At 69.9% G+C, this 20,050-nt stretch carries 16 protein-coding genes and 1 riboswitch; of the genes, 5 read left to right on the plus strand and 11 right to left on the minus strand.

Going from position 1 to position 20,050, the window contains the following annotated elements:
• Window positions 1-61: 61 nt before the first annotated feature.
• Window positions 62-811: a CPBP family intramembrane glutamic endopeptidase gene (locus ACIQFY_RS08940; RefSeq protein ID WP_066652815.1), complete on the plus strand. Its 750-nt coding sequence runs from the start codon at window positions 62-64 to the stop codon at window positions 809-811.
• Window positions 812-998: 187 nt separating this feature from the next.
• Here ACIQFY_RS08940 and ACIQFY_RS08945 read toward each other — a convergent pair whose 3' ends face one another.
• From ACIQFY_RS08945 to ACIQFY_RS08955, 3 genes are read right to left on the minus strand one after another with little or no spacing between them, the layout of a single operon-like run.
• Window positions 999-3,137 (minus strand): dipeptide ABC transporter ATP-binding protein, encoded by a 2,139-nt coding sequence (locus ACIQFY_RS08945; RefSeq protein ID WP_400339493.1) that lies wholly within the window; start codon window positions 3,135-3,137, stop codon window positions 999-1,001.
• Window positions 3,134-4,162, minus strand: a complete 1,029-nt coding sequence (locus ACIQFY_RS08950) for an ABC transporter permease (protein ID WP_400339496.1) — start codon at window positions 4,160-4,162, stop codon at window positions 3,134-3,136. The genes ACIQFY_RS08945 and ACIQFY_RS08950 overlap by 4 nt, the downstream gene beginning before the upstream one ends.
• 1 nt (window position 4,163) lies before the next feature.
• Window positions 4,164-5,147 (minus strand): ABC transporter permease, encoded by a 984-nt coding sequence (locus tag ACIQFY_RS08955; RefSeq protein WP_066657847.1) that lies wholly within the window; start codon window positions 5,145-5,147, stop codon window positions 4,164-4,166.
• Window positions 5,148-5,291: 144 nt separating this feature from the next.
• Between ACIQFY_RS08955 and ACIQFY_RS08960 the strand changes: the two genes are divergently transcribed.
• From ACIQFY_RS08960 to ACIQFY_RS08970, 3 genes are all read left to right on the plus strand, one after another.
• Window positions 5,292-6,974 carry an ABC transporter family substrate-binding protein gene (locus ACIQFY_RS08960; protein ID WP_400339500.1) on the plus strand — a complete coding sequence of 561 codons (1,683 nt, stop codon included), beginning with the start codon at window positions 5,292-5,294 and terminating at the stop codon, window positions 6,972-6,974.
• A gap of 69 nt (window positions 6,975-7,043) precedes the next feature.
• Window positions 7,044-7,520: a peroxiredoxin gene (locus ACIQFY_RS08965; protein ID WP_209683664.1), complete on the plus strand. Its 477-nt coding sequence runs from the start codon at window positions 7,044-7,046 to the stop codon at window positions 7,518-7,520.
• A 212-nt stretch (window positions 7,521-7,732) separates the two neighbouring features.
• Entirely contained in the window at window positions 7,733-8,278 is a 546-nt protein-coding gene (locus tag ACIQFY_RS08970) for a hypothetical protein (protein ID WP_400339503.1), read from the plus strand.
• Between the two features lie 174 nt (window positions 8,279-8,452).
• Here the strand turns inward: ACIQFY_RS08970 and ACIQFY_RS08975 are convergent, their stop codons facing one another.
• The 8 genes from ACIQFY_RS08975 to gcvT form a co-directional block, all read right to left on the minus strand.
• On the minus strand, window positions 8,453-8,956 hold the full coding sequence (locus ACIQFY_RS08975; RefSeq protein WP_066652794.1) for a PH domain-containing protein: 504 nt from the start codon (window positions 8,954-8,956) through the stop codon (window positions 8,453-8,455).
• A gap of 62 nt (window positions 8,957-9,018) precedes the next feature.
• Window positions 9,019-10,761 carry an ABC transporter ATP-binding protein gene (locus tag ACIQFY_RS08980; protein WP_326495698.1) on the minus strand — a complete coding sequence of 581 codons (1,743 nt, stop codon included), beginning with the start codon at window positions 10,759-10,761 and terminating at the stop codon, window positions 9,019-9,021.
• Window positions 10,758-11,708, minus strand: a complete 951-nt coding sequence (locus tag ACIQFY_RS08985) for an ABC transporter permease (RefSeq protein WP_066652788.1) — start codon at window positions 11,706-11,708, stop codon at window positions 10,758-10,760. Before ACIQFY_RS08985 ends, ACIQFY_RS08980 begins: the two co-directional genes overlap by 4 nt.
• The gene (locus ACIQFY_RS08990; protein ID WP_066652773.1) at window positions 11,698-12,627 is read right to left on the minus strand and encodes an ABC transporter permease; all 930 of its coding nucleotides are present in this window, start codon (window positions 12,625-12,627) and stop codon (window positions 11,698-11,700) included. Before ACIQFY_RS08990 ends, ACIQFY_RS08985 begins: the two co-directional genes overlap by 11 nt.
• Window positions 12,628-12,873: 246 nt before the next feature.
• Window positions 12,874-14,502, minus strand: coding sequence for an ABC transporter substrate-binding protein (locus ACIQFY_RS08995; protein ID WP_066652772.1), 1,629 nt, complete (start codon window positions 14,500-14,502; stop codon window positions 12,874-12,876).
• Between the two features lie 402 nt (window positions 14,503-14,904).
• A complete protein-coding gene (gene gcvP / locus ACIQFY_RS09000; RefSeq protein ID WP_400339508.1) occupies window positions 14,905-17,820 on the minus strand; it encodes an aminomethyl-transferring glycine dehydrogenase in 2,916 nt (971 codons plus the stop codon).
• Window positions 17,817-18,194 carry a glycine cleavage system protein GcvH gene (gcvH, locus tag ACIQFY_RS09005; protein ID WP_066652768.1) on the minus strand — a complete coding sequence of 126 codons (378 nt, stop codon included), beginning with the start codon at window positions 18,192-18,194 and terminating at the stop codon, window positions 17,817-17,819. The genes gcvP and gcvH overlap by 4 nt, the downstream gene beginning before the upstream one ends.
• Before the next feature lie 4 nt (window positions 18,195-18,198).
• Window positions 18,199-19,302 (minus strand): glycine cleavage system aminomethyltransferase GcvT, encoded by a 1,104-nt coding sequence (gcvT, locus tag ACIQFY_RS09010; protein ID WP_251159886.1) that lies wholly within the window; start codon window positions 19,300-19,302, stop codon window positions 18,199-18,201.
• 170 nt (window positions 19,303-19,472) lie between these two features.
• A riboswitch (glycine riboswitch) is annotated at window positions 19,473-19,563 on the minus strand.
• A 95-nt stretch (window positions 19,564-19,658) separates the two neighbouring features.
• Between gcvT and ACIQFY_RS09015 the strand changes: the two genes are divergently transcribed.
• Window positions 19,659-20,048 carry a BlaI/MecI/CopY family transcriptional regulator gene (locus ACIQFY_RS09015; protein ID WP_066652757.1) on the plus strand — a complete coding sequence of 130 codons (390 nt, stop codon included), beginning with the start codon at window positions 19,659-19,661 and terminating at the stop codon, window positions 20,046-20,048.
• Window positions 20,049-20,050: the final 2 nt, after the last annotated feature.

Consider the following 20,050-nt stretch of genomic DNA (forward strand, 5'->3'; position numbering starts at 1 on the left):
TGGGCTGGAACGCCCGACACGCCAGTCTACCGGTAGTTCGCAACCCTGAGGAGTACAGCGCATGACCCGACGGCGGACGTGGACCGAGATCACGATCGTCCTCATGCTCTCACTGGGCGGCAGCGCGCTGTACTCGGTGCTGCAGATCATCGACGACCTGTCGCAGACGACGCCCCTCGGCGAGCAGTCGACGGCGCTCAACACGTCGACCACGACCGTGCAGTACGTCGACCTCGCGCGGCAGCTCGTCGGCATCGCGGTCGACCTGGCCCCGGTCGCGCTGGTCTGCTACCTCCTCTGGAGCGCGAGGCGCCCGCACCTCCACCGGCTCGGCATCGACCGCTTCCGGGCGCGGCCGGACCTCGGCGGTGCCGCCCTCATCGCGCTCGGCATCGGCGTCCCCGGACTCGCGCTCTACTTCACCGGTCGCGCACTCGGCTTCACGGTGGACGTCGACCCGGCGGCGCTGAACACCTACTGGTGGACGATCCCCGTCCTGCTGCTCTCGGCCGTCCGGTCCGGGCTGCAGGAGGAGGTCATCGTCATCGGGTACCTGTACGAGCGACTCGGCGGGCTCGGGTGGGGGCGGTGGCAGGTCATCCTGTCGACCGCGGTCCTGCGCGGGAGCTACCACCTCTACCAGGGGTTCGGGGCGTTCGTGGGGAACGCGGTGATGGGCGTCGTGTTCGGGTGGATCTACACGAGGTGGGGGCGGCTGCTCCCGCTCGTCATCACGCACTGCCTGCTCGACGCCGTCGTCTTCGTGGGCTACCCCTTCGTCGCCCAGGCGTTCCCGGGGCTGTTCCGGTGAGCGGGTGCGTCGCCGAGGCGAGACGCCGGCGTGCCCGTCAGACGGAGGCATCGACGCGAGACGCCGCAGAATCCTGCGGCGTCTCGACGTGACGAGACCGTCTCACGGCAGGACGGGCCCGAGGTGACCGGGTGACGGACGGGAGGCGCGGTACCGACCGGCACCGCGCCTTCCGTCCGTCGGCTGGTCACGCGACCAGCTGCGGCACCTGCTCCGGGTAGTGGCACGCCGCACGGTGATCGCGCTCCGCGCCGGCGCGCGGCGCCTTCTCGGGCACCTCGTCGCGGCACCGCGCCTGCTGCGCCTCGGGCAGCATCGCGTAGAGCGGGCAGCGCGAGCGGAACCGGCAGCCGGTCGGGCGCTCGGTCGGGCTGGGCGGGTCCCCCGGCAGCAGGATCGTCCGCCGTGCGCGCTCCACGACGGGATCCGGCACCGGGACCGCCGACATGAGCGCAGCCGTGTACGGGTGCATCGGGCGCTCGAACACCTCGTCCACCGCGCCCTCCTCGACCGTGCGGCCCAGGTACATCACGCTCACCCGGTCCGCGACGTGCCGGATCACCGACAGGTCGTGCGACACGAACAGGTACGACAACCCGAGTCGTGCCTTGAGGTCGGCGAGCAGGTTGAGCACCCCGGCCTGGATCGACACGTCGAGCGCGGAGACCGGCTCGTCGAGCACGATGAGCTCCGGCTCGGTGGCGAGCGCCCGAGCGATCGAGATGCGCTGCCGCTGCCCGCCGGAGAACTCGTGCGGGTAGCGGTCGGCCTCGGCGGCACGGAGTCCCACGAGCCCGAGGAGCTCCGGCACCCGCTCGGCGATGCGGTCCGACGAGGCGCCGATGGCCCGGAGCGGTTCGGCGACGACGTCGTACACGGACATGCGCGGGTCGAGGCTCGCTGCGGGGTCCTGGAACACCATCGAGATGCGCTGCCGCAGCTGCTTCGACGCCGTGACCGGCTGTCCGAAGAGCTCGACCGTGCCGTGCTCGGGCCGCTCGAGGTCCATCAGCTGGTGCAGGGTCGTCGACTTGCCGGACCCCGACTCCCCGACCAGCCCGAGCGTCTCGCCCGTGCGGATGTCGAGGTCGACGCCGTCCACCGCGTAGACCTCGCCGACCTTGCGCTTGAACACCGATCCCTTGACGAGCGGGAACGTCTTCGTCAGTCCCTCGACCTGGACGACGGCGGGGCGCTGCTCGCGGGCGGCGGGCGTGGTGGCGGGCACCCCGGCGTCCGGGATCTCGGGCAGCCGGAAGATCGCGCCGGCGTCGGCGTGGGCCTCGGCGACCTCCTCGTACCGGTGGCAGGCGACGGCGTGCGGCACCGAGGTGTCGACCGGTCCTTCTCCGGGGACACCGGCCGCCACGTCGATCGCTGCGAGCGGCGGTTCCGACCCACGGCAGACGGCGGCGGCGAGCGGGCACCGGTCGGCGAACGGGCAGGCGTCGGGCAGCCCGATGAGCGACGGCGGCGACCCGGGGATCGGGACCAGCGGCTCGCCGCTCGACTCGTCGAGCCGGGGCAGCGCGCCGATGAGGCCGATCGTGTAGGGCATGCGTGGTCGGGCGAACAGCTCGTCCGCACTCGCGGTCTCGACGATCCGGCCGGCGTACATGACGGCGATGCGGTCGGCGATCCCGGCGATCACCCCGAGGTCGTGGCTGACGAAGACCAACGCCGCACCGGTCTCGCGCTGCGCGGTGCGGAGCACGTCGATGATCTGGGCCTGGATCGTCACGTCCAGTGCCGTGGTCGGTTCGTCGGCCAGGATCACGTCCGGGTCGTTCGCCATGGCCATCGCGATCATCGCGCGCTGCCGCATGCCGCCGGAGAACTCGTGCGGGAAGGCGTCCACGCGCTGCTCGGCCTGCGGGATGCCGACGAGCTCGAGCAGCTCGATCGCCCGGGCGCGTGCGTCCTGCTTGGAGGCACCCCGGTGCACGCGGACGGTCTCGGCGATCTGCTCACCGATCGTGTACACGGGCGTGAAGGCGGACAGCGGGTCCTGGAAGACCATCGCCACCTTGGCGCCCCGCAGCTTGCTCAGCTGCCGGTCGCTGCGGCCGAGGAGCTCCTGCCCCTCGAGCGCGATCGACCCCGTGACCTTCGTGGTCTCCGGCAGCAGTCCGAGGATCGCCATGCTCGTGACGGACTTGCCCGAACCGGACTCACCGACGATGCCGAGGACCTCGCCCCGCCGGAGCTCGAGGTCGACCCCCCGAACGGCGTGCACGACGCCGCGCGGGGTCGGGAACCGGACGTCGAGGTCGCGGACACGGAGCAGCGGTTCGGTCGTGGTGGTCGTCGTGGTGGTGGTGCTCATGCGCCGGCCCCTGCCTGCGTGGTGATGGTCGCGGCGTCGACCGCGGCCTGGTTCTGGTCGCGCTTCCGACCGGTCCGCTTCTGCTTCTTGCCCGTCGCCGACGTCGGGTCGAGCGCGTCGCGCAGCCCGTCGCCGAGCAGGTTCGCCGCGATCGCGAAGACCACGAGCGCCCCGGCCGCGAAGAAGAACAGCCACGGGCTGGTGAGCGCGGCGTCCTGGTTCTGTGCGATGAGCGTGCCGAGCGAGACGTCCGGTGGCTGGACGCCGAAGCCGAAGTAGCTCAGGCTCGTCTCCGCGAGCACCGCGGCCCCGACCTGGATGGTCCCGTCGATGATGAGGAACGAGGCCACGTTCGGCAGGATGTGCCGGAGGATGATCCGGAACGGGCCGATGCCCATGTACCGGGCGGCGCGCACGAACTCGCGCTCCTTCACCGAGAGCGTCATCGAGCGGACGACACGGGCGGTGACCATCCAGCCGAAGGCCGCGATGAGGACCACGAGCACGATCCAGCCGGAGTCCTGGATGCGCGGGCTGATGATCGCGATGATGAGGAACGACGGCAGCACGAGCAGCATGTCGACGAAGAACATCACGATCCGGTCGACCCAGCCGCCGAAGTAGCCGGCAGCAGCACCCGTCAGCGCTGCGAGTGCGGTCGAGAACAGCGCGACCAGCAGGCCGATGAGCAGGCTCTTCTGCATGGCGCGAGCGGTCTGCGCGAAGACGTCCTGCCCGATGCCGTTCGTACCGAACCAGTGCGCGCCGCCCGGGGGCTGCGAGAACGCGGTGTAGTCGATCTGGGAGTAGCCGAACGGGCTCACGAACGGCCCGATGAACGCGAAGGCGAAGAGCAGCACGATCACGACGAGGCCGATCCCGGCTCCACGGTTCATGAACACGCGGACGGCGGTCTGCACGAAGCGGTTGCGCTGCTTCCCGCCCGGCTTCGGGCTGCCGGGCAGCGGCGTGTCGGACCGGCCGACGGTCGTGCCGTCGACGGGTTCGATGCGGGTGTCGGTCATGTCAGCTCCTCCGCACGCGCGGATCGAGGGCGGCGGTGAGGACGTCCGCGAGGAAGCCCGCGATGAGGACCACGACCGAGGCGAACAGCGTGTACGCGGTCACCGCGTTCACGTCGTTGTTCTGCACCGAGTCGATGAACCACGCGCCGAGGCCGTTCCAGCCGAAGATCTTCTCGGTGAAGGTCGCACCGGTGAGGATGCCGAGGAACCCGTAGGCGAAGAGCGTCGTCATGGGGATCAGCGCGGTCCGGAGCCCGTGCTTGAAGGTCGCCTGGCGCTTCGTCAGCCCCTTCGCCCGCGCGGTCCGCAGGAAGTCCGAGCCGAGCACGTCGAGCATCGTCGCCCGCTGGTACCGGCTGTAGATCGCGATGAGGCCGAGCGCGATGGAGATCGTCGGCAGGAGCAGGTGCACGCCCCGGTCGAGGAACAGGTCCCACGCGCTGCCGCTCAGCCCCGGGGTGGCCTCGCCGGTGAAGTTGATGAGCTGGGTCCCGGTGTCCTGGTTGAGCTTCGTCGCTCCGATCTTCAGGAACACGGCCGTCAGGAACACCGGTGTCGAGATGAGCACGATCGAGACGATCGCACTCACCCGGTCCGAGATCCGGTACTGCCGGATGGCGTTCCAGACACCGAGCAGCACCCCGAGCAGGATGCCGAGCAGGGACCCGACCACCAGCAGCCGCAGGCTCACCCCCAGGCGCGGCCAGAAGGCGTCGTTGACGCTGCGGTCCTGGATCGTCCGGCCGAGATCGCCCTGGACGGCGTCGCCGAGCCAGTGCCCGTAGCGCACGACGATCGGCGTCTTGTCGTTGACGCCGATGTCGTCGAGCTTCTTGTCGATGGTGGCCGCAGGCGGTGCCGGGTTGCGTTCTGCGTAGACGGATCGGGGGCTGAACGTCGCCGAGGCCAGGAAGTACGTCAGCGAGGTGGCGAGGAACACGAGCACGACGTAGTACACGAGTCGACGCGCCAGGAAGCGGGTCATGCGGAACACCATACGACCCGATTTGTTTCCGGGAGATCACATCCCGCCACATCCCGCGTAACGGATTGGTGTTTGCAACAGAACGGGTCGACTGCCCCCGCGCGGGGGCCGTATGGTGATCCACAACTTCACGAGGGGAACACCATGAAGCACAGGAAAGTCCTGGCGTTGACGGCGGCACTCGCCGGCTTCGCTCTCGTCGCGACCGGCTGCTCGAGCGGATCCAACGGAGGATCCGGCGGCGGCTCGGACGACTCGGGCAAGAAGACCCTGCCCACCTCGGCCCAGATCAACGAGCAGCCGGTCTCGGACCTGCAGGACGGCGGCACGCTCCGTCTGCCGATCTCGCAGTGGATCACGCAGTGGAACTACAACCAGGTCGACGGCGCCCTGGTCGACGCCTCCACGATCGAACAGGCGACGATGCCGTTCATCTACGTGATCGACGGCAAGGGCGCACCGCAGCTCGACACCGACTACGTGTCGAAGGCCGAGGCGACGAGCGACGACCCGCTCACGATCGAGTACGAGATCAACCCGAAGGCGAAGTGGAACGACGGGTCCCCCATCACGTGGAAGGACTTCGAGAACGAGTGGAAGGCCCTGAACGGGTCGAACCCGGACTACCTGGTCGGGTCGACCACCGGGTACGAGGACATCGCGTCGGTGTCGAAGGGCTCGTCCGACCAGGACGTCAAGGTCGTCTTCGACAAGCCGTTCTCCGACTGGAAGTCGCTCTTCAGCCCGCTCTACCCGGCGAGCCAGACCGGCACCCCGGAGCAGTTCAACGAGGCGTACAAGGGCAAGGTGCCGCTCTCGTCCGGACCGTACAAGGTGTCGAAGCTCGACGAGACCGCCGGCACCGTGACGATCGTCCCCGACGAGAACTGGTGGGGTGACAAGCCGAAGCTCGACCAGGTCATCTTCCGGTCGCTCGACGGCAACGCGGACGTCGACGCCTACCTCAACAAGGAGATCGACTCGGTCCTGACGACGACGTCCGAGCGGTTCGACCGCGTCAAGGACGCCAAGGACTCGAAGGTCTACGCCTCGACCTCGGCGCAGTACACGCACGTCGACTTCTCGTCCAAGGGCATCCTCAAGGACAAGCAGCTCCGACTCGCGATCCAGCACGCGGTGAACCGTGAGGCGCTGGCGCAGGTCATCGGCGGCACGCTGCCGTACGAGCTCGGCACGCTCGACAACCACATCTTCCTGTCGACCGACGACGGCTACGAGGCGAACACCGACCCGAACGGCACCTTCGACGTCGAGAAGGCGAAGAAGATCCTGGACGACGACGGCTGGAAGACCGACGGTCAGTACCGCAAGAAGGACGGCAAGACGCTCTCGCTGTCCATCACGATCCCGTCGGGTGCGACCGCATCGCAGAAGCTCTCCGAGGTCATGCAGCAGCAGCTCAAGGACGTCGGCATCGAGCTGAAGCTCAAGTCCGTCGCGGTGGACGACTTCTTCGAGCAGTACGTCACGCCGGGCAACTACGACATGACGATCTTCGTCTGGGGCGGCACCGGCTTCCACTCGGGCGGCGCCTCGATCTACACCACCGGCGACACCGGCCAGAACTACGGCCGCATCGGCGACGACAAGATCGACGAACTCGTCGCGAAGGCCATCGCCGAGCCGGACACCGACAAGGCGAACGAGATCTGGAACCAGGTCGACAAGCAGGTCTGGGCGATCGGCCACTCGATGCCGATCACCGCGAAGCCGGCCCTCGTCGCGCAGAACCCGAAGCTCGCCAACTACGGCGCGTTCGCGGGCGCGCAGAACATCGACTGGACCAAGGTCGGGTTCACGAAGTAGCAGCACGACACCAGGACGGGCCCGGTCGCAGAACGCGACCGGGCCCGTTCCCTGTCCTACTGTGAGGGCATGAGCATCCCCGAGCCGGGCGAGACCGCGCCCGACTTCTCCCTGCCCGGCCTGGTCATCCGGAACGGCGCACGGACGGACGACGAGTACGCCCTGTCGGCGGTCATCGGACGCCCCCTCGTCCTCGCCTTCTACCCCGGCGACGCCACGCCCGTGTGCACGGCTCAGCTCTGCAGCTACCAGGAGGAGCTCGACGAGTTCACCGACCTCGGGGCGGTCGTCTGGGGTGTCAGCCCGCAGGCACTGGACTCGCACGAGGACTTCGCCCGCGGTGCGTCCCTCACCTTCCCGCTGCTGAGCGACACCGGCGGCGACGTCGCGCGGGCCTACGGCGTCCGTGCGCCGGGCATCGGCCTCCGCCGCTCGGTCTTCGTCATCGATGCCGACGGCATCGTCCGCTGGCGCCACGTCGGGCTCGTCGGCCTGCGCTTCCCGAAGGCCGACACCATCCGCGAGCAGGTCGAACGACTCGTCTGACCGCGCCGGACGGACCGGCGTTCCTGAATATCGGGCACCGGGTGTTGACACCCGGGCGTGGCGGTGCCGACCATGGACGGACGAGGTCCGCAACGGACCCGCCTCTCCGGGGAGCCGGGTCGTCCGGCGGTACGCGCAGGTGTGTCACACCCGCTCCCGGACGTCCCCGGGGAGGCGCTCTCGACCCCGCCCACTCCCCTACGATGGCCTGGATGAGCACCGTCGTCGCGCCCCGGATACGCCTGTTCGCCGTCGTCCTGTGGGTCGTCGCGGTCGTGCTGGTGCCGCTCGCGCTCCTGACCGGCGGCAACCCGTTGCTCGTCCCCGTCCCGAGCATCTTCACCGCGTTCATCGCGTGGGCCGTGCTCTGGCGCCCGCGGTTCGAGCTCACGGAGGAGACGCTGACGATCGTCGACGTCCGCCGCACGAGCACCTACCCCTGGCGCCGCGTGCAGGAGGTCCGCACGAAGTACGGCATCGAGGTGGTCACGTCCGAGGGCGTCCGCCGCACCTGGCTCGCGACGCGGCCGACCGCCGTGCTCGGGATCCGTCGCCCGGGCGACGGCGCGACGACGGCCGCCGACGTGCGGGAGGTCGCGGACGTCCTCCGCGCGCACGTGCCGGCGCCGGTCGTGCAGGACGGACCGCCGCCGGCGACCGTCGAGGCCGCGACCATCGTCCACCGCGTGCACGGGTGGACGGTCACGGCGATGATCGTGCTCGGTGTCGCCGCGTCGATGGCAGGCGCACAGCTCTAGACGAGCACGCAACGGCCAGGAGGCGCGTGGCGGGACCGCGTCGAGCCTCCGGACCATCCCGTCGGCGGACGGGAGGCGCGCGGCGGGACCGCGCAGAGCCTCCCGGCCGTCCCGTCGGCGGACGGGAGCCGCGTGGCGGGACCGCGCAGGGCCTCCCGACCACCCCGTGGTGCGTCAGACCGCCAGCGCGCCCGCGGAGACCAGCAGCAGGACCGCGACCGCCGCCCCGGTCACGACGGCGGGACGGTCCCACCCGCGGCGGACGTCGCTGTCGGGTGCCCCGGCCGCGCGGCGTGCGCGCCAGCGCTGGCGGATCGTCCGCAGCTCCTCCGGCTCCTGCGGCACGGACAGCTGCCCACGACGGACCGGACGCGACCCGCGGATCGACGGCCCGCCGCGGCAGGTGACGGAGCGCCCGTCGGCGGTCTGCACCACGATCTGCCAGCGCAGCCGGACGTCGGTGACGGCAGCCCACGGGACGCGGGTGGTGCGCATCGGGTTCACGACCGTGAGCGCGTCGTCGTCGAGCCGCACCGACGGCCGGACGGTGAGCAGCCAGAGCGCCCACACGATCGCGGCGACCGGGCCGACCGCGACCCAGACGACGTCCCAACTCCCCCGTACCGCGGCGTCGGCGAGCAGGAACACCCCCAGGACGACGACGAGGCCGGACGCCACCGCGCCTCCGCGACCTGCGCGGAGGACGACGGGACGTCCGGCCTCGGGGTGGTGCAGCGGGATCAGCGCCCGAACTCGAACCCGGCACCCGGGATCGCGGCGAGCAGGTCCTTCGTGTACTGCTCCTTCGGGTTCGCGAAGACCTCGTCGGTCGTCGCCTTCTCGACGATCTGCCCCTTCCGCATGACGCAGACGTTGTCCGCGACGAGGCGGACGACGGCGAGGTCGTGCGTGATGAAGAGGTACGTCAGGTCGAGCTCGGTCTGCAGCTCGGTGAGCAGGTCGAGGATCTGTCCCTGGACGAGCACGTCGAGCGCCGAGACCGCCTCGTCGAGCACGATGACCTCGGGCTTGAGCGCCAGCGCACGCGCGACCGCGATGCGCTGCCGCTGCCCACCGGACAGCTCGTTCGGGTAGCGGTTCACCATCGACTTCGGCAGCGCGACCTGGTCGAGCAGCTCGAGCACGCGGGCCCGGCGGCTCGCCTTGTCGCCCACCTTGTGCGTGGCGAGGGGCTCGGCGATCGTGTTCCCGACGTTGTACATCGGGTCCAGCGAGCCGTACGGGTCCTGGAAGACCGGCTGCACCCGGCGACGGAAGTCGAACAGCTCCTTGCCCTTGAGGGCGCCGATGTCGATGCCGTCGAACGTGACCGAACCACCGCTGATCGACTCGAGCTGCAGCACGAGCTTCGCGACGGTCGACTTCCCCGACCCCGACTCGCCGACGAGCGCCGTGGTGGTGCCCTTCGGGATCGCGAACGAGACGTCGTCGACGGCCTTGAGCTCGCGGGACTGCAGGTTCTTCCCGCGGAGCTTGTAGACCTTCTGCAGGTTCTTCACCACGATGAGGTCCTGCGCCGGACGGTGCTCGCGCTCCTGGGCGCGGGCGATCAGCTCGTCGTCCTCGCTGCCCGCGTCGGCGATGTCGACCCGCGCGTGCTGCACCTTCGACTGGATGCGACGGCTCGCGAGCGAGGGCGCCGCGGCGACGAGGCGCTGCGTGTACGGGTGCTGCGGGTTCGCCAGGATCTCCTTGGACGGACCCGACTCGACGACCTGGCCCTTGTACATCACGACGAGCTTCTCGGCACGCTCGGCGGCGAGGCCGAGGTCGTGCGTGATGAACAGGACCGAGGTGCCGAAGTCACGGGTCAGCGTCTCGAGGTGGTCGAGGATGATCCGCTGGACGGTGACGTCGAGCGCCGAGGTCGGCTCGTCGGCGATGAGCAGCTGCGGGCGGCTGGACAGACCGATCCCGATGAGCACCCGCTGGCGCATGCCGCCGGAGAACTCGTGCGGGAACTGCTTGAGCCGGGTGGCGGCGTCGCCGAGGCCGGCCTCCTGCAGCACCTCGACCGCGCGGGCGCGGATCGCGTGCTTGCCGGTGGCCATGCCGTTGGCCTTGATCGCCTCCTCGACCTGGAAGCCGATCGACCACAACGGGTTGAGGTTCGACATCGGGTCCTGCGGGACGTAGCCGATCTCCTTCCCGCGGATGCCGGCCATCTCCTTGTCGGACAGCCCGACGAGCTCACGCCCGTTGAACTTGATCGACCCGCCGGTGACCTCGCCGGTGCCGGCGAGCAGCTTGATGATCGCCTGGGCGCTGGTCGACTTGCCCGAACCGGACTCGCCGACGATCGCCAGACGCTCGCCCTGCTCGAGGGTGAAGTCGACGCCGCGCACGGCCTGCACGAGACCGCTCTGCGTGCGGAACCCGACCTGCAGGCCGGAGACCTCGAGCAGCGGGGCGCCGGAACCGGCCGGACGACGGGTGGTGGGATCGGTGAGCGTCTCGGTCATCGACGGGCCCTCGCCTTCGGGTCGAGCGCGTCGCGGACCACGTCGCCGAGGAGCAGGAACGCGAGCACGGTGATGGACAGGGCGGCGGACGGCCAGAAGATCGTCGACGGGTTGGTGCGGATCGACGTCTGCGCGGTCCCGATGTCGAGGCCCCAGCTGAGCGCCGACGGGGGCAGCCCGATGCCGAGGAACGACAGGGTGGCCTCGGCGACGATGAACGACCCGAGCGACACCGTGGCGATGACGATGACCGGGGCGATGGCGTTCGGGATCACGTGGCGGACGAGCGTGGTGAAGCGGCTGACACCGAGCGCCGCCGAGGCGGTGACGTAGTCGGACTGCTTCGCACTGAGCACCGCACCGCGCATGATGCGGGCGATCTGCGGCCACGCGAACGCGGCGAGCACGAGGGCCACCGTGATCGCGTTGCGGGCCGGGATGACCGACATGATCACGATCGCACCGAGGATGGTCGGGATCGAGAAGAAGATGTCGCCGATGCGGGAGACGATCGTGTCGAGCCAGCCGCCGTAGAAGCCGGCGAGGGCACCGATGATGATGCCGACGAGCGACACCAGGATCGTGGCCACCAGGCCGACGATGACCGAGCTGCGTGCGCCCCAGATGACACGGGCGTACACGTCGTAGCCCTGGCGGTTGTACCCGAGCGGGTGACCCGGGCGGGCGCCCTCGTCACTGAAGTCGAGGTTCGCGGCGCGCGGGTCCACGTGCGTGAACAGGCCGGGGAAGACCGCGACGACCAGCACGAGCAGGATCAGGACCGAGGAGATCCAGAAGGTCGGGCGGACACGCATGGAGTCCCACGCGTCGGTCCAGGTCGAGCGCGTCTTCTCCGTCTCGTCGACCTGGTCGACGGCCTGGAGCGGCGTCTCCTCGATCGGCGCCACGTAGTGCGTCGCGGAGCGGGGTTCGGCGTTACTTGGCATAGCGGATCCTCGGGTCCAGGACGGCGTAGAGCAGGTCGACCAGGAGGTTGGCGAGCATGAAGATGATGACCATCACGGCGACGAACGACACGACCGTGGGGCCCTCGCCGAGCTTGACGGCGCGGAACACCGTGCCGCCGACACCGTTGATGTTGAAGATGCCCTCGGTCACGACCGCGCCGACCATCAGGTTGCCGATGTCGACACCGAGGTAGGTCACCACGGGGATGAGCGAGTTGCGGAAGATGTGCACCCCGACCACGCGACGACGGGGCAGGCCCTTCGCGGTGGCGGTCCGGACGAAGTCGGCGTTCATGTTCTCGGCGACGCTGGCACGCGTGAGCCGCACGATGTACGCGAACGACACGGTCGCGAGCACGACGGCCGGGAGCACGAGCTCCGACCACGGTGCCTGACCCGACACGGTCACGCGGAACAGACCGAGCTGGATGCCGAAGACGTACTGCAGCAGGAAGCCGACGACGAAGGTCGGCACCGAGATGAGCAGCAGCGAGACGACGAGTGCGGAGGTGTCGAACCACTTGCCCTTCTTGAGACCCGCGATGACACCGACGACGATGCCCGCGACGGCCTCGAAGAGCAGGGACAGGAGCGCCAGACGCGCGGTGATCGGGAACGCCGACGCGAGCTGCTGCGACACCGGCAGGCCCGAGTAGGTCAGTCCGAGGTCGCCGCGGAAGACGCCACCGATCCACAGGAAGTACTGGACGAGGAACGGCTTGTCCAGGTTGTACTGCTGCCGGAGCTGCTCGATCACCTGCGGCGACGGCTGACGGTCGCCGAACAGCGCGGCGATCGGGTCGCCGGGCAGCGAGAAGACCATGAAGTAGATGAGGAACGTGGCCCCGAAGAAGACGGGGATGAGTTGCAGGAGGCGCTTGCCGAGGTACCAGAGCATCAGATCGCTCGGCCCTGCGCAGCGGCGCGCGTGTCGTTCAGGTTCATGTCGTGAGGGGTGGACGGCTCGCGGGTCGGCACGGGTGTCCGGTGCGGGCGGCGGCGCCCGCGGTGGTGGGGGTTGTGTTGCCGCCGAGGTACGGGGGCCCGGAGACCGTGTGGTCTCCGGACCCCCGTCCGGTGGCCGCGGAGCAGGATACCTGCTCGCGATGTGTCTCCGCGGTGCTCGACCGCGGTGACACCGGTGTTACTTGGTGACCTCGATGTCGTAGTACAGCGGCACGGAGTCCCAACCGAACTTGACGTTCTTCACGTTGTCGGCCGACCAGACGCCGGTCACGTTGGAGTACCACAGCGGGATCTCCGGCAGGTCCTGGAACAGGAGCTCCTGGGCCTGGTCGAAGTACTTGTTGCCCTCTTCGACGGTCGAGGCGGAACGGCCCTTGGCGAGCAGTTCGTTGTACTCGGCCGAGTCGTAGCGCGCGTAGTTGCTGGACGAGCCCTCACCCATGGTCGGGCCGAGGAAGTTGTACAGCGACGGGTAGTCGGCCTGCCAACCGGTGCGGCTACCGCCCGTGAGCTTGTCCTGCGTCTGGGCGTCGAGCGCTTCCTGGAAGGTCGGGATCGCCTTGCCCTCGGCCTTGATGTCGAGCGTGTTCGAGATCGAGTTGGTGACCGCGGTCACCCATGCCTCGTGGCCGCCGTCGGCGTTGTAGGCGATGGTGAGCGTCTCGTCGTACGGCGACATCTCGTTGGCCTGCGCCCAGAGCTTCTTGGCCTCGGACGGGTTGTAGTCGAGGACGTCGGAGCCCTTGAGGTCACCGTTCCAGCCGGCGATGACCGGGGAGGTGAAGTCCTTGGCCGGGGTGCGGGTGCCGTCGAAGATCTTGTCGGTGATCTGCTTGCGGTTGACCGCCATCGACAGGGCCTCGCGACGGAGCTTGCCCTCCTCGCCCTTCCAGTGGTCGAGGTAGTAGGGCAGGTAGAAGCCCTGGAAGATCGCCGCGGCCTGGTTCGCGTTCGAGTCGGGGAAGTCCGACTTGTACGTCGCGAAGGCAGCGTCCGGGATGGCGTCGAGCACGTCGAGGTTGCCACCCTGCACGTCCGCGTAGGCGGTGTCCTGCGAGGTGTAGAACGTGATCGTCAGACCACCGTTCTTCGGCTTGCGCTTGCCGGCGTAGTCCTCGTTGGTGACGAGCTTGATCGACTGGTTGTGCGTCCACGCACCCTTGCCGTCGAGCTTGTACGGGCCGTTGCCGATCGGGTTCTCACCGAACGCCTTGGTGTCGTCGTAGAACGCCGAGGGGAGCGGCATGAAGGCCGAGTAGCCGAGCGACAGCGGGAAGTCCGACTGCGCCGACTTCAGCGTGACGGTGAACTCGTCGTCGCTCTTGACCTTGAGCCCGGTGAGCTCCGAGTCCTTGTCGGCGTCGTAGCCCTCGATGTTCTCGAAGAAGTAGCTCGCGCCCTGCGCGTTCGACTTCTGGGCAGCCCAGTTCCACGCCTTCGTGAACGACTCGGCCGTGACCTTCTCGCCGTTGGTGAAGGTGTAGCCCGTGTTCAGCGTGATGTCGTAGGTCTTGGAGTCATCGGTGTCGATGCTCTTCGCGACCTCGTTCACCGGCTTGCCGTCGGCGTCGTACGAGACGAGGCCCTCGAAGATCGACGTGATGATCTTGCCGCCACCGGTCTCGGTGGAGTTCGAGGGGATGAGCGGGTTCTGGGGCTCGGAGCCGTTCGTGGTGACGATCCCGGACGCGTTCGTCGAGCCCGAGTCACCGCCGTTGCCGCTTCCGTTGCTGGAGCAGCCGGTCAGGGCGATTGCTGTGGCCCCGAGCACGGCGAGGGCAGAGAGCCCAGCGCGCTTCTTGATCAAGGTTCCTCCTGGTGCATGGGACGCGCCAGGCACAGAGGTGCTGCCGGGCGCGTTTGTCCTTGCACTGTAGGCAGTGCCCCGACCGCCGACCAAACCCTGCGGCCATCGGTTACAAACCGGAAACCAAGTTGCAGGATCGTTGCGGGAGGATGCAAGATTCGGTCGCCCTGACGAGGCGCGAGCGGGTTTGTTGCTTCTGCAACGAAGTTGTTGCACGAGCGCACAGCGATGGGCTAGCCGAGCAGCCCTCGGACGGAGGTGGAGCGCTCCGACATCCCGCTGTCCGGAACCGTCGGCGCACACCCCCTGGCGCACGTGTGCCCTGCCCGGATCTCCGGACAGGGCACACGCTACGCGCTCAGGGGTGGGACCGCCGCCGTGTGACACGGGCGGCGGGCCTGATCAGGCGAACGCCTCGATCGGCGGGCACGCGCAGACCAGGTTCCGGTCGCCGTACGCCTGGTCGATCCGGCGGACCGGTGGCCAGTACTTCCGCGCACTGATCCCGGGGACGGGGTAGACGGCCTGCTCCCGCGTGTACGGGTGCGTCCACTCCCCCGAGATCGCGGACGCCGCGGTGTGCGGGGCGTGCACGAGCGGGTTGTCGTCCGCCGGCCACTCCCCCCGCTCGACGGCTGCCGCTTCGGCACGGATGGCCAGCATCGCGTCGACGAAGCGGTCGAGCTCGGCGAGGTCCTCGCTCTCGGTCGGTTCGACCATGAGCGTCCCGGCGACCGGGAACGACATCGTCGGGGCGTGGAAGCCGTAGTCCACCAGGCGCTTCGCGACGTCGTCGACCGTGATGCCGGACGACTCGCGCAGGGGGCGCAGGTCGAGGATGCACTCGTGGGCGACGAGCCCCGACTCCCCCGTGTAGAGCACGGGGAACGCGTCACGGAGCCGCGCGGCGATGTAGTTCGCACCGAGGACCGCGGCCTCGGTCGCCCGGGTGAGGCCCTCGAGTCCCATCATCCGGACGTAGGTCCAGGTGATCGGCAGGATGCTCGGGCTGCCGTAGGGCGCTGCGGAGACCGGCCCACCGGCGTGGGCGAGTCGCCCGTCCGAGGTCGATCCGGGTCGCCGGTCCGGGTCCTGGGCGAAGGCGTGCGCCGGCAGGAAGGGCGCGAGGTGCGCCTTCGCCGCGACCGGGCCGACGCCGGGGCCGCCGCCGCCGTGCGGGATGCAGAACGTCTTGTGCAGGTTGAGGTGCGAGACGTCGCCGCCGAAGTCGCCGAACCGGGCGTGCCCGAGCAGTGCGTTGAGGTTGGCACCGTCGACGTACACCTGGCCACCGGCCTCGTGCACGGCGTCGCAGACCTCGCGGACGTCGTGCTCGTACACGCCGTGCGTCGAGGGGTAGGTGATCATCAGCGCGGCGAGGGTGTCGGCGTGCTGCGCGGTCTTGGCACGGAGGTCGGCGAGGTCGACGTTGCCGTCCTCGTCGCAGGCCACGACGACGACCTTCATGCCGGCGAGGACGGCGGACGCGGCGTTCGTGCCGTGGGCGCTCGACGGGATGAGGCACACCGTGCGGTCGACGTCACCGCGGGACCGGTGGTAGCCCCGGATCGCGAGCAGCCCCGCGAGCTCGCCCTGGCTGCCGGCGTTCGGCTGCAACGAGACCGTGTCGTACCCGGTGACCTCGGCCAGCCAGGTCTCCAGGTCGCCGATCATGTCGAGGTACCCCTCGACGTCCTCGCGCGGGGCGAACGGGTGCACGTTCGCGAACTCGGGCCAGGTGACCGCCGCCATCTCGGTCGCCGCGTTGAGCTTCATGGTGCAGCTGCCGAGCGGGATCATGCCGCGGTCGAGCGCGTAGTCCTTGTCGGCCAGGTGCTTGAGGTACCGCATCATGCGGGTCTCACTGCGGTGTGCGCTGAACACGGGGTGCGTCAGGTACTCGCTGCTGCGCAGCAGGTCGGACGGGAGGCCCGTGGCCGCGTCGCGCACGGCGCCCTCGGTCGACGGGACGGTCACGTCCACCGCCCCGAACACGTCGGCGAGCGCCGTCACGTCCTCGGGTGCGGTCGTCTCGTCCACCGACAGCTGGAGGGTGTCGGCGTCGATCAGGTGGAGCAGGCGGTCGGCGTCGCGCGCGGCGTCGACGATCGCTGCCGCGCGCCCGGGAGCCCGCAGGGTCAGGGTGTCGAACCAGTGCTCGTGCACGACCTCGAGCCCCGCCGCACGGGCGACGTCGGCGAGCGCCGAGGTCGTCCGGGCCACGCGGTCCGCGATGAAGCGCAGCCCCTCGGGGCCGTGGTAGACCGCGTACATCGAGGCCATCACGGCGAGCAGGACCTGCGCGGTGCAGATGTTGCTCGTGGCCTTCTCGCGACGGATGTGCTGCTCACGCGTCTGCAGGCTCAGCCGGTAGGCCATCTGTCCGTCGGCGTCGAAGGAGACGCCGACGAGCCGGCCGGGCAGCTGCCGCTCGAGTCCGGCACGGACGGCGAGGTACCCGGCGTGCGGGCCGCCGAAGCCGAGCGGGACGCCGAAGCGCTGGCTCGTGCCCACGGCGACGTCGGCACCCAGGTCGCCCGGGCTCGCCAGGAGCGTCATCGCGAGCAGGTCGGCCGCGACCACGGCGATGCCGCCACCGGCGTGCACGCGCTCGATGGTCGTCGAGGGGTCGACCACGCGCCCGGAGGCACCGGGGTACTGCACGATCACGCCGAAGGCGCCGTCCAGGTCGTCGTCGCTGGGCCCGGTCGCCGCGTCGAACTCGCGCAGGGCGATCCCGACCGCGTCGGCACGGTGGTCGAGCAGCGCGCGGGTCTGCGGCAGCAGGTCGGCGTCCACCAGGAACGCGTCGCCCTTGACCTTCGACGCACGACGGGCGAGGAGCATGCCCTCGACCACGGCCGTGCCCTCGTCGAGCATCGACGCGCCGGCGGTGGCCATGCCGGTCAGGTCGGACACCATCGTCTGGAAGTTGATGAGCGCCTCGAGTCGGCCCTGCGAGATCTCCGGCTGGTAGGGCGTGTACGCCGTGTACCAGCTCGGGTTCTCGAGCACGTTCCGCTGGATCACCGCGGGCGTGTGGGTGCCGTGGTAGCCGAGGCCGATCATGGCGCGACGGACGGTGTTCCGCCCGGCCTTCGCGCGGAGCTCGGCGAGCGCCTCGGTCTCACCGACGGCCGCGGGGACGACCGTGTCGGTGGTGGGCGCGGCGTGGATCGACTCCGGGATCGCCGCGCGGACGAGGGCGTCGAGGGACGGCTGCCCGACCACGTCGAGCATGACCTGCTGGTCGGCGCTCGTCGTGCCGATGTGCCGGTCGGCGAAGGACGTCTGGAGGTTCTGCTGCGCGCCGGTCATGCGAGGGACGCCCGGTACGCGTCGTGGTCCATCAGGTCCTCGGGGAAGGAGGTGCCCTCGACCTTGAGCTTCACGAGCCAGCCGGCGCCGAACGGGTCCTGGTTGACGGTGTCGGGGGCGTCGACCACGGCGTCGTTGATCGCGACGACCTCGCCCTCGATCGGGGCGAAGAGCTCGCCGACGCTCTTGGTCGACTCGATCTCGCCCATCTGCTCGCCGGCGGTCGTGGTGGTGCCGACGGCGGGGAGCTCGACGTAGACGACGTCCCCGAGCTGCTCGGCGGCGTGGTCGGTGATGCCGACGGTCACGGTGTCGCCCTCGACGAGGATCCACTCGTGGTCGGCGGTGTACTGCAGTGCGGTCTGGTCGGTCACGGGATCAGCCTCTCGGAGTGCGGCGGTAGAAGGGGAAGGGGGTGACGGTGCTGGGGATCGCGGTCCCGCGCACGTCGATGTGCAGGAGCTGTCCCTCACCGGCCACGGTCGGATCGACGAAGGCCATGGCGACGGGGTGTCCCAACGTCGGCGAGAGCGCCCCGGACGTGACGGTGCCGACGACCTGCCCGTCGTGCACGACGTCGTACCCGGCGCGCGGCGCACGGCGTCCCTCGGTCACGAGGCCGACGAGCACGCGGGCGCCGGGGGCGGGCGCCACGCCGGCGTCCCCCACGAACGAGCCCGAGGTCGCGACGACCCGACCGAGACCGGCCTGGGCGGGTCGCACCTCGGTCGACAGTTCGTGCCCGTAGAGCGGCATCCCGGCCTCGAGCCGCAGGGTGTCCCGCGCGGCGAGCCCGGCGGGCACGACACCGCGGTCGGCGCCGGTCTCGAGCAGGGCGTCCCAGATCGACGACGCGACGTCGGTGTCGCTGTAGATCTCGAAGCCGTCCTCGCCGGTGTAGCCGGTCCGGGCGACGAGGACCTCGGCGCCGTCGAACAGCGCGTGCAGCACGCGGTAGTACCGGAGTTCGTCGAGCGGGGTCTCCGGCTGCAGGCGGTCCGCGACGACCAGGGCGTCGAGCGTCCCTGCGGCGGCCGGACCCTGGATCGCCACGAGGGCGGTGGTGTCCGAGTCGTCGGTGACCTCGACGTCGTGGCCGCCCGAGCGCGCGACGAGCGCGTCGACCGCGACGGAGCGGTTCGCGGCGTTCGCCACGACGAGGAAGACGTCCTCGCCGGTGCGGTAGACCACGAGGTCGTCGAGGATCCCGCCGTCCTCGGCGAGGAGCAGCGAGTACTTCGCGCGACCGACGGGCATCGCGCCGAAGGACCCGGCGAGCGCGTGGTCGAGGAACGGCACGGCGTCGGGGCCGACGACGCCGACCTCGGCCATGTGCGACAGGTCGAAGACGCCCGCGGCCTGACGCACGGCGTGGTGCTCGGCGAGGTCGGACGAGTACCGCACGGGCATCCGGTACCCGGCGAAGTCGGTGAAGGTGGCGCCCGCAGCCTCGTGCGCGGACTCGAGTGGGGAGGAACGCATGACGGAGTTCTCCTGGCATCGGCAGGACCCGACGGCCGTCGTCGGGTGGGAACTCCCCCTCTGTCATGGGCCTGAGAGTTTCACCGCGGCCCGTGAGGTCCGGCGGCTTTCACCGTGGGCGAGACACCGCGCGGGCCCGGCGGGGACGCGTGTCTGCTTTTCAGAGTGGCCTGTCCGCTGCGGTGTGGGACCTGAGAGATTGACGGGGAGGTTGCTCCTTCGGTGCCGTGCGCGTGCGCTCGGCTCTCCCGCGGCGGGTGTGCGGCCGGTGTTGAGTTGTGCAGGCCCGAGCATACCGACCCCGCGTTTCCGGCATGTGTCGTGGTCGACCCTTCGACGTCTCGTAGAATGCGGGGATGGCAGGACAGCGATCGCGCCCCCGTGGGCAGCTCGAGCAGGCGGTCCTCGAGACCCTGCGCGCTGCGGCCGACCGCGGCGTCGTGGACGGGTGCACGGCACGGCAGGTGCTGGACGCCTTCCCGGAGCCGCGTCCGGCGCTCACCACGGTGCTGACCGTGCTCGACCGCCTGGGACGCAAGGGCCAGGTCGAGCGGCAGGAGCACGCCGAGGCCCCGCTGACCTTCCGCGCCGTGCACAGCCGTGAGCAGCAGACGGCATCGCTGATGTCGAACGCGCTGGCCGCCGCGTCGGACCGCGAGGCCGCGCTGCTCCAGTTCACCGGATCGCTCGCCTCGGACGACCTCGACGTCCTGCGCCGCGCCCTCGACGCCCGAGCCCGCTCCTGACC

Origin of the sequence: Curtobacterium sp. NPDC092190 (assembly GCF_044755625.1) — a bacterium.
In the GTDB taxonomy this organism is placed as follows: domain Bacteria; phylum Actinomycetota; class Actinomycetes; order Actinomycetales; family Microbacteriaceae; genus Curtobacterium.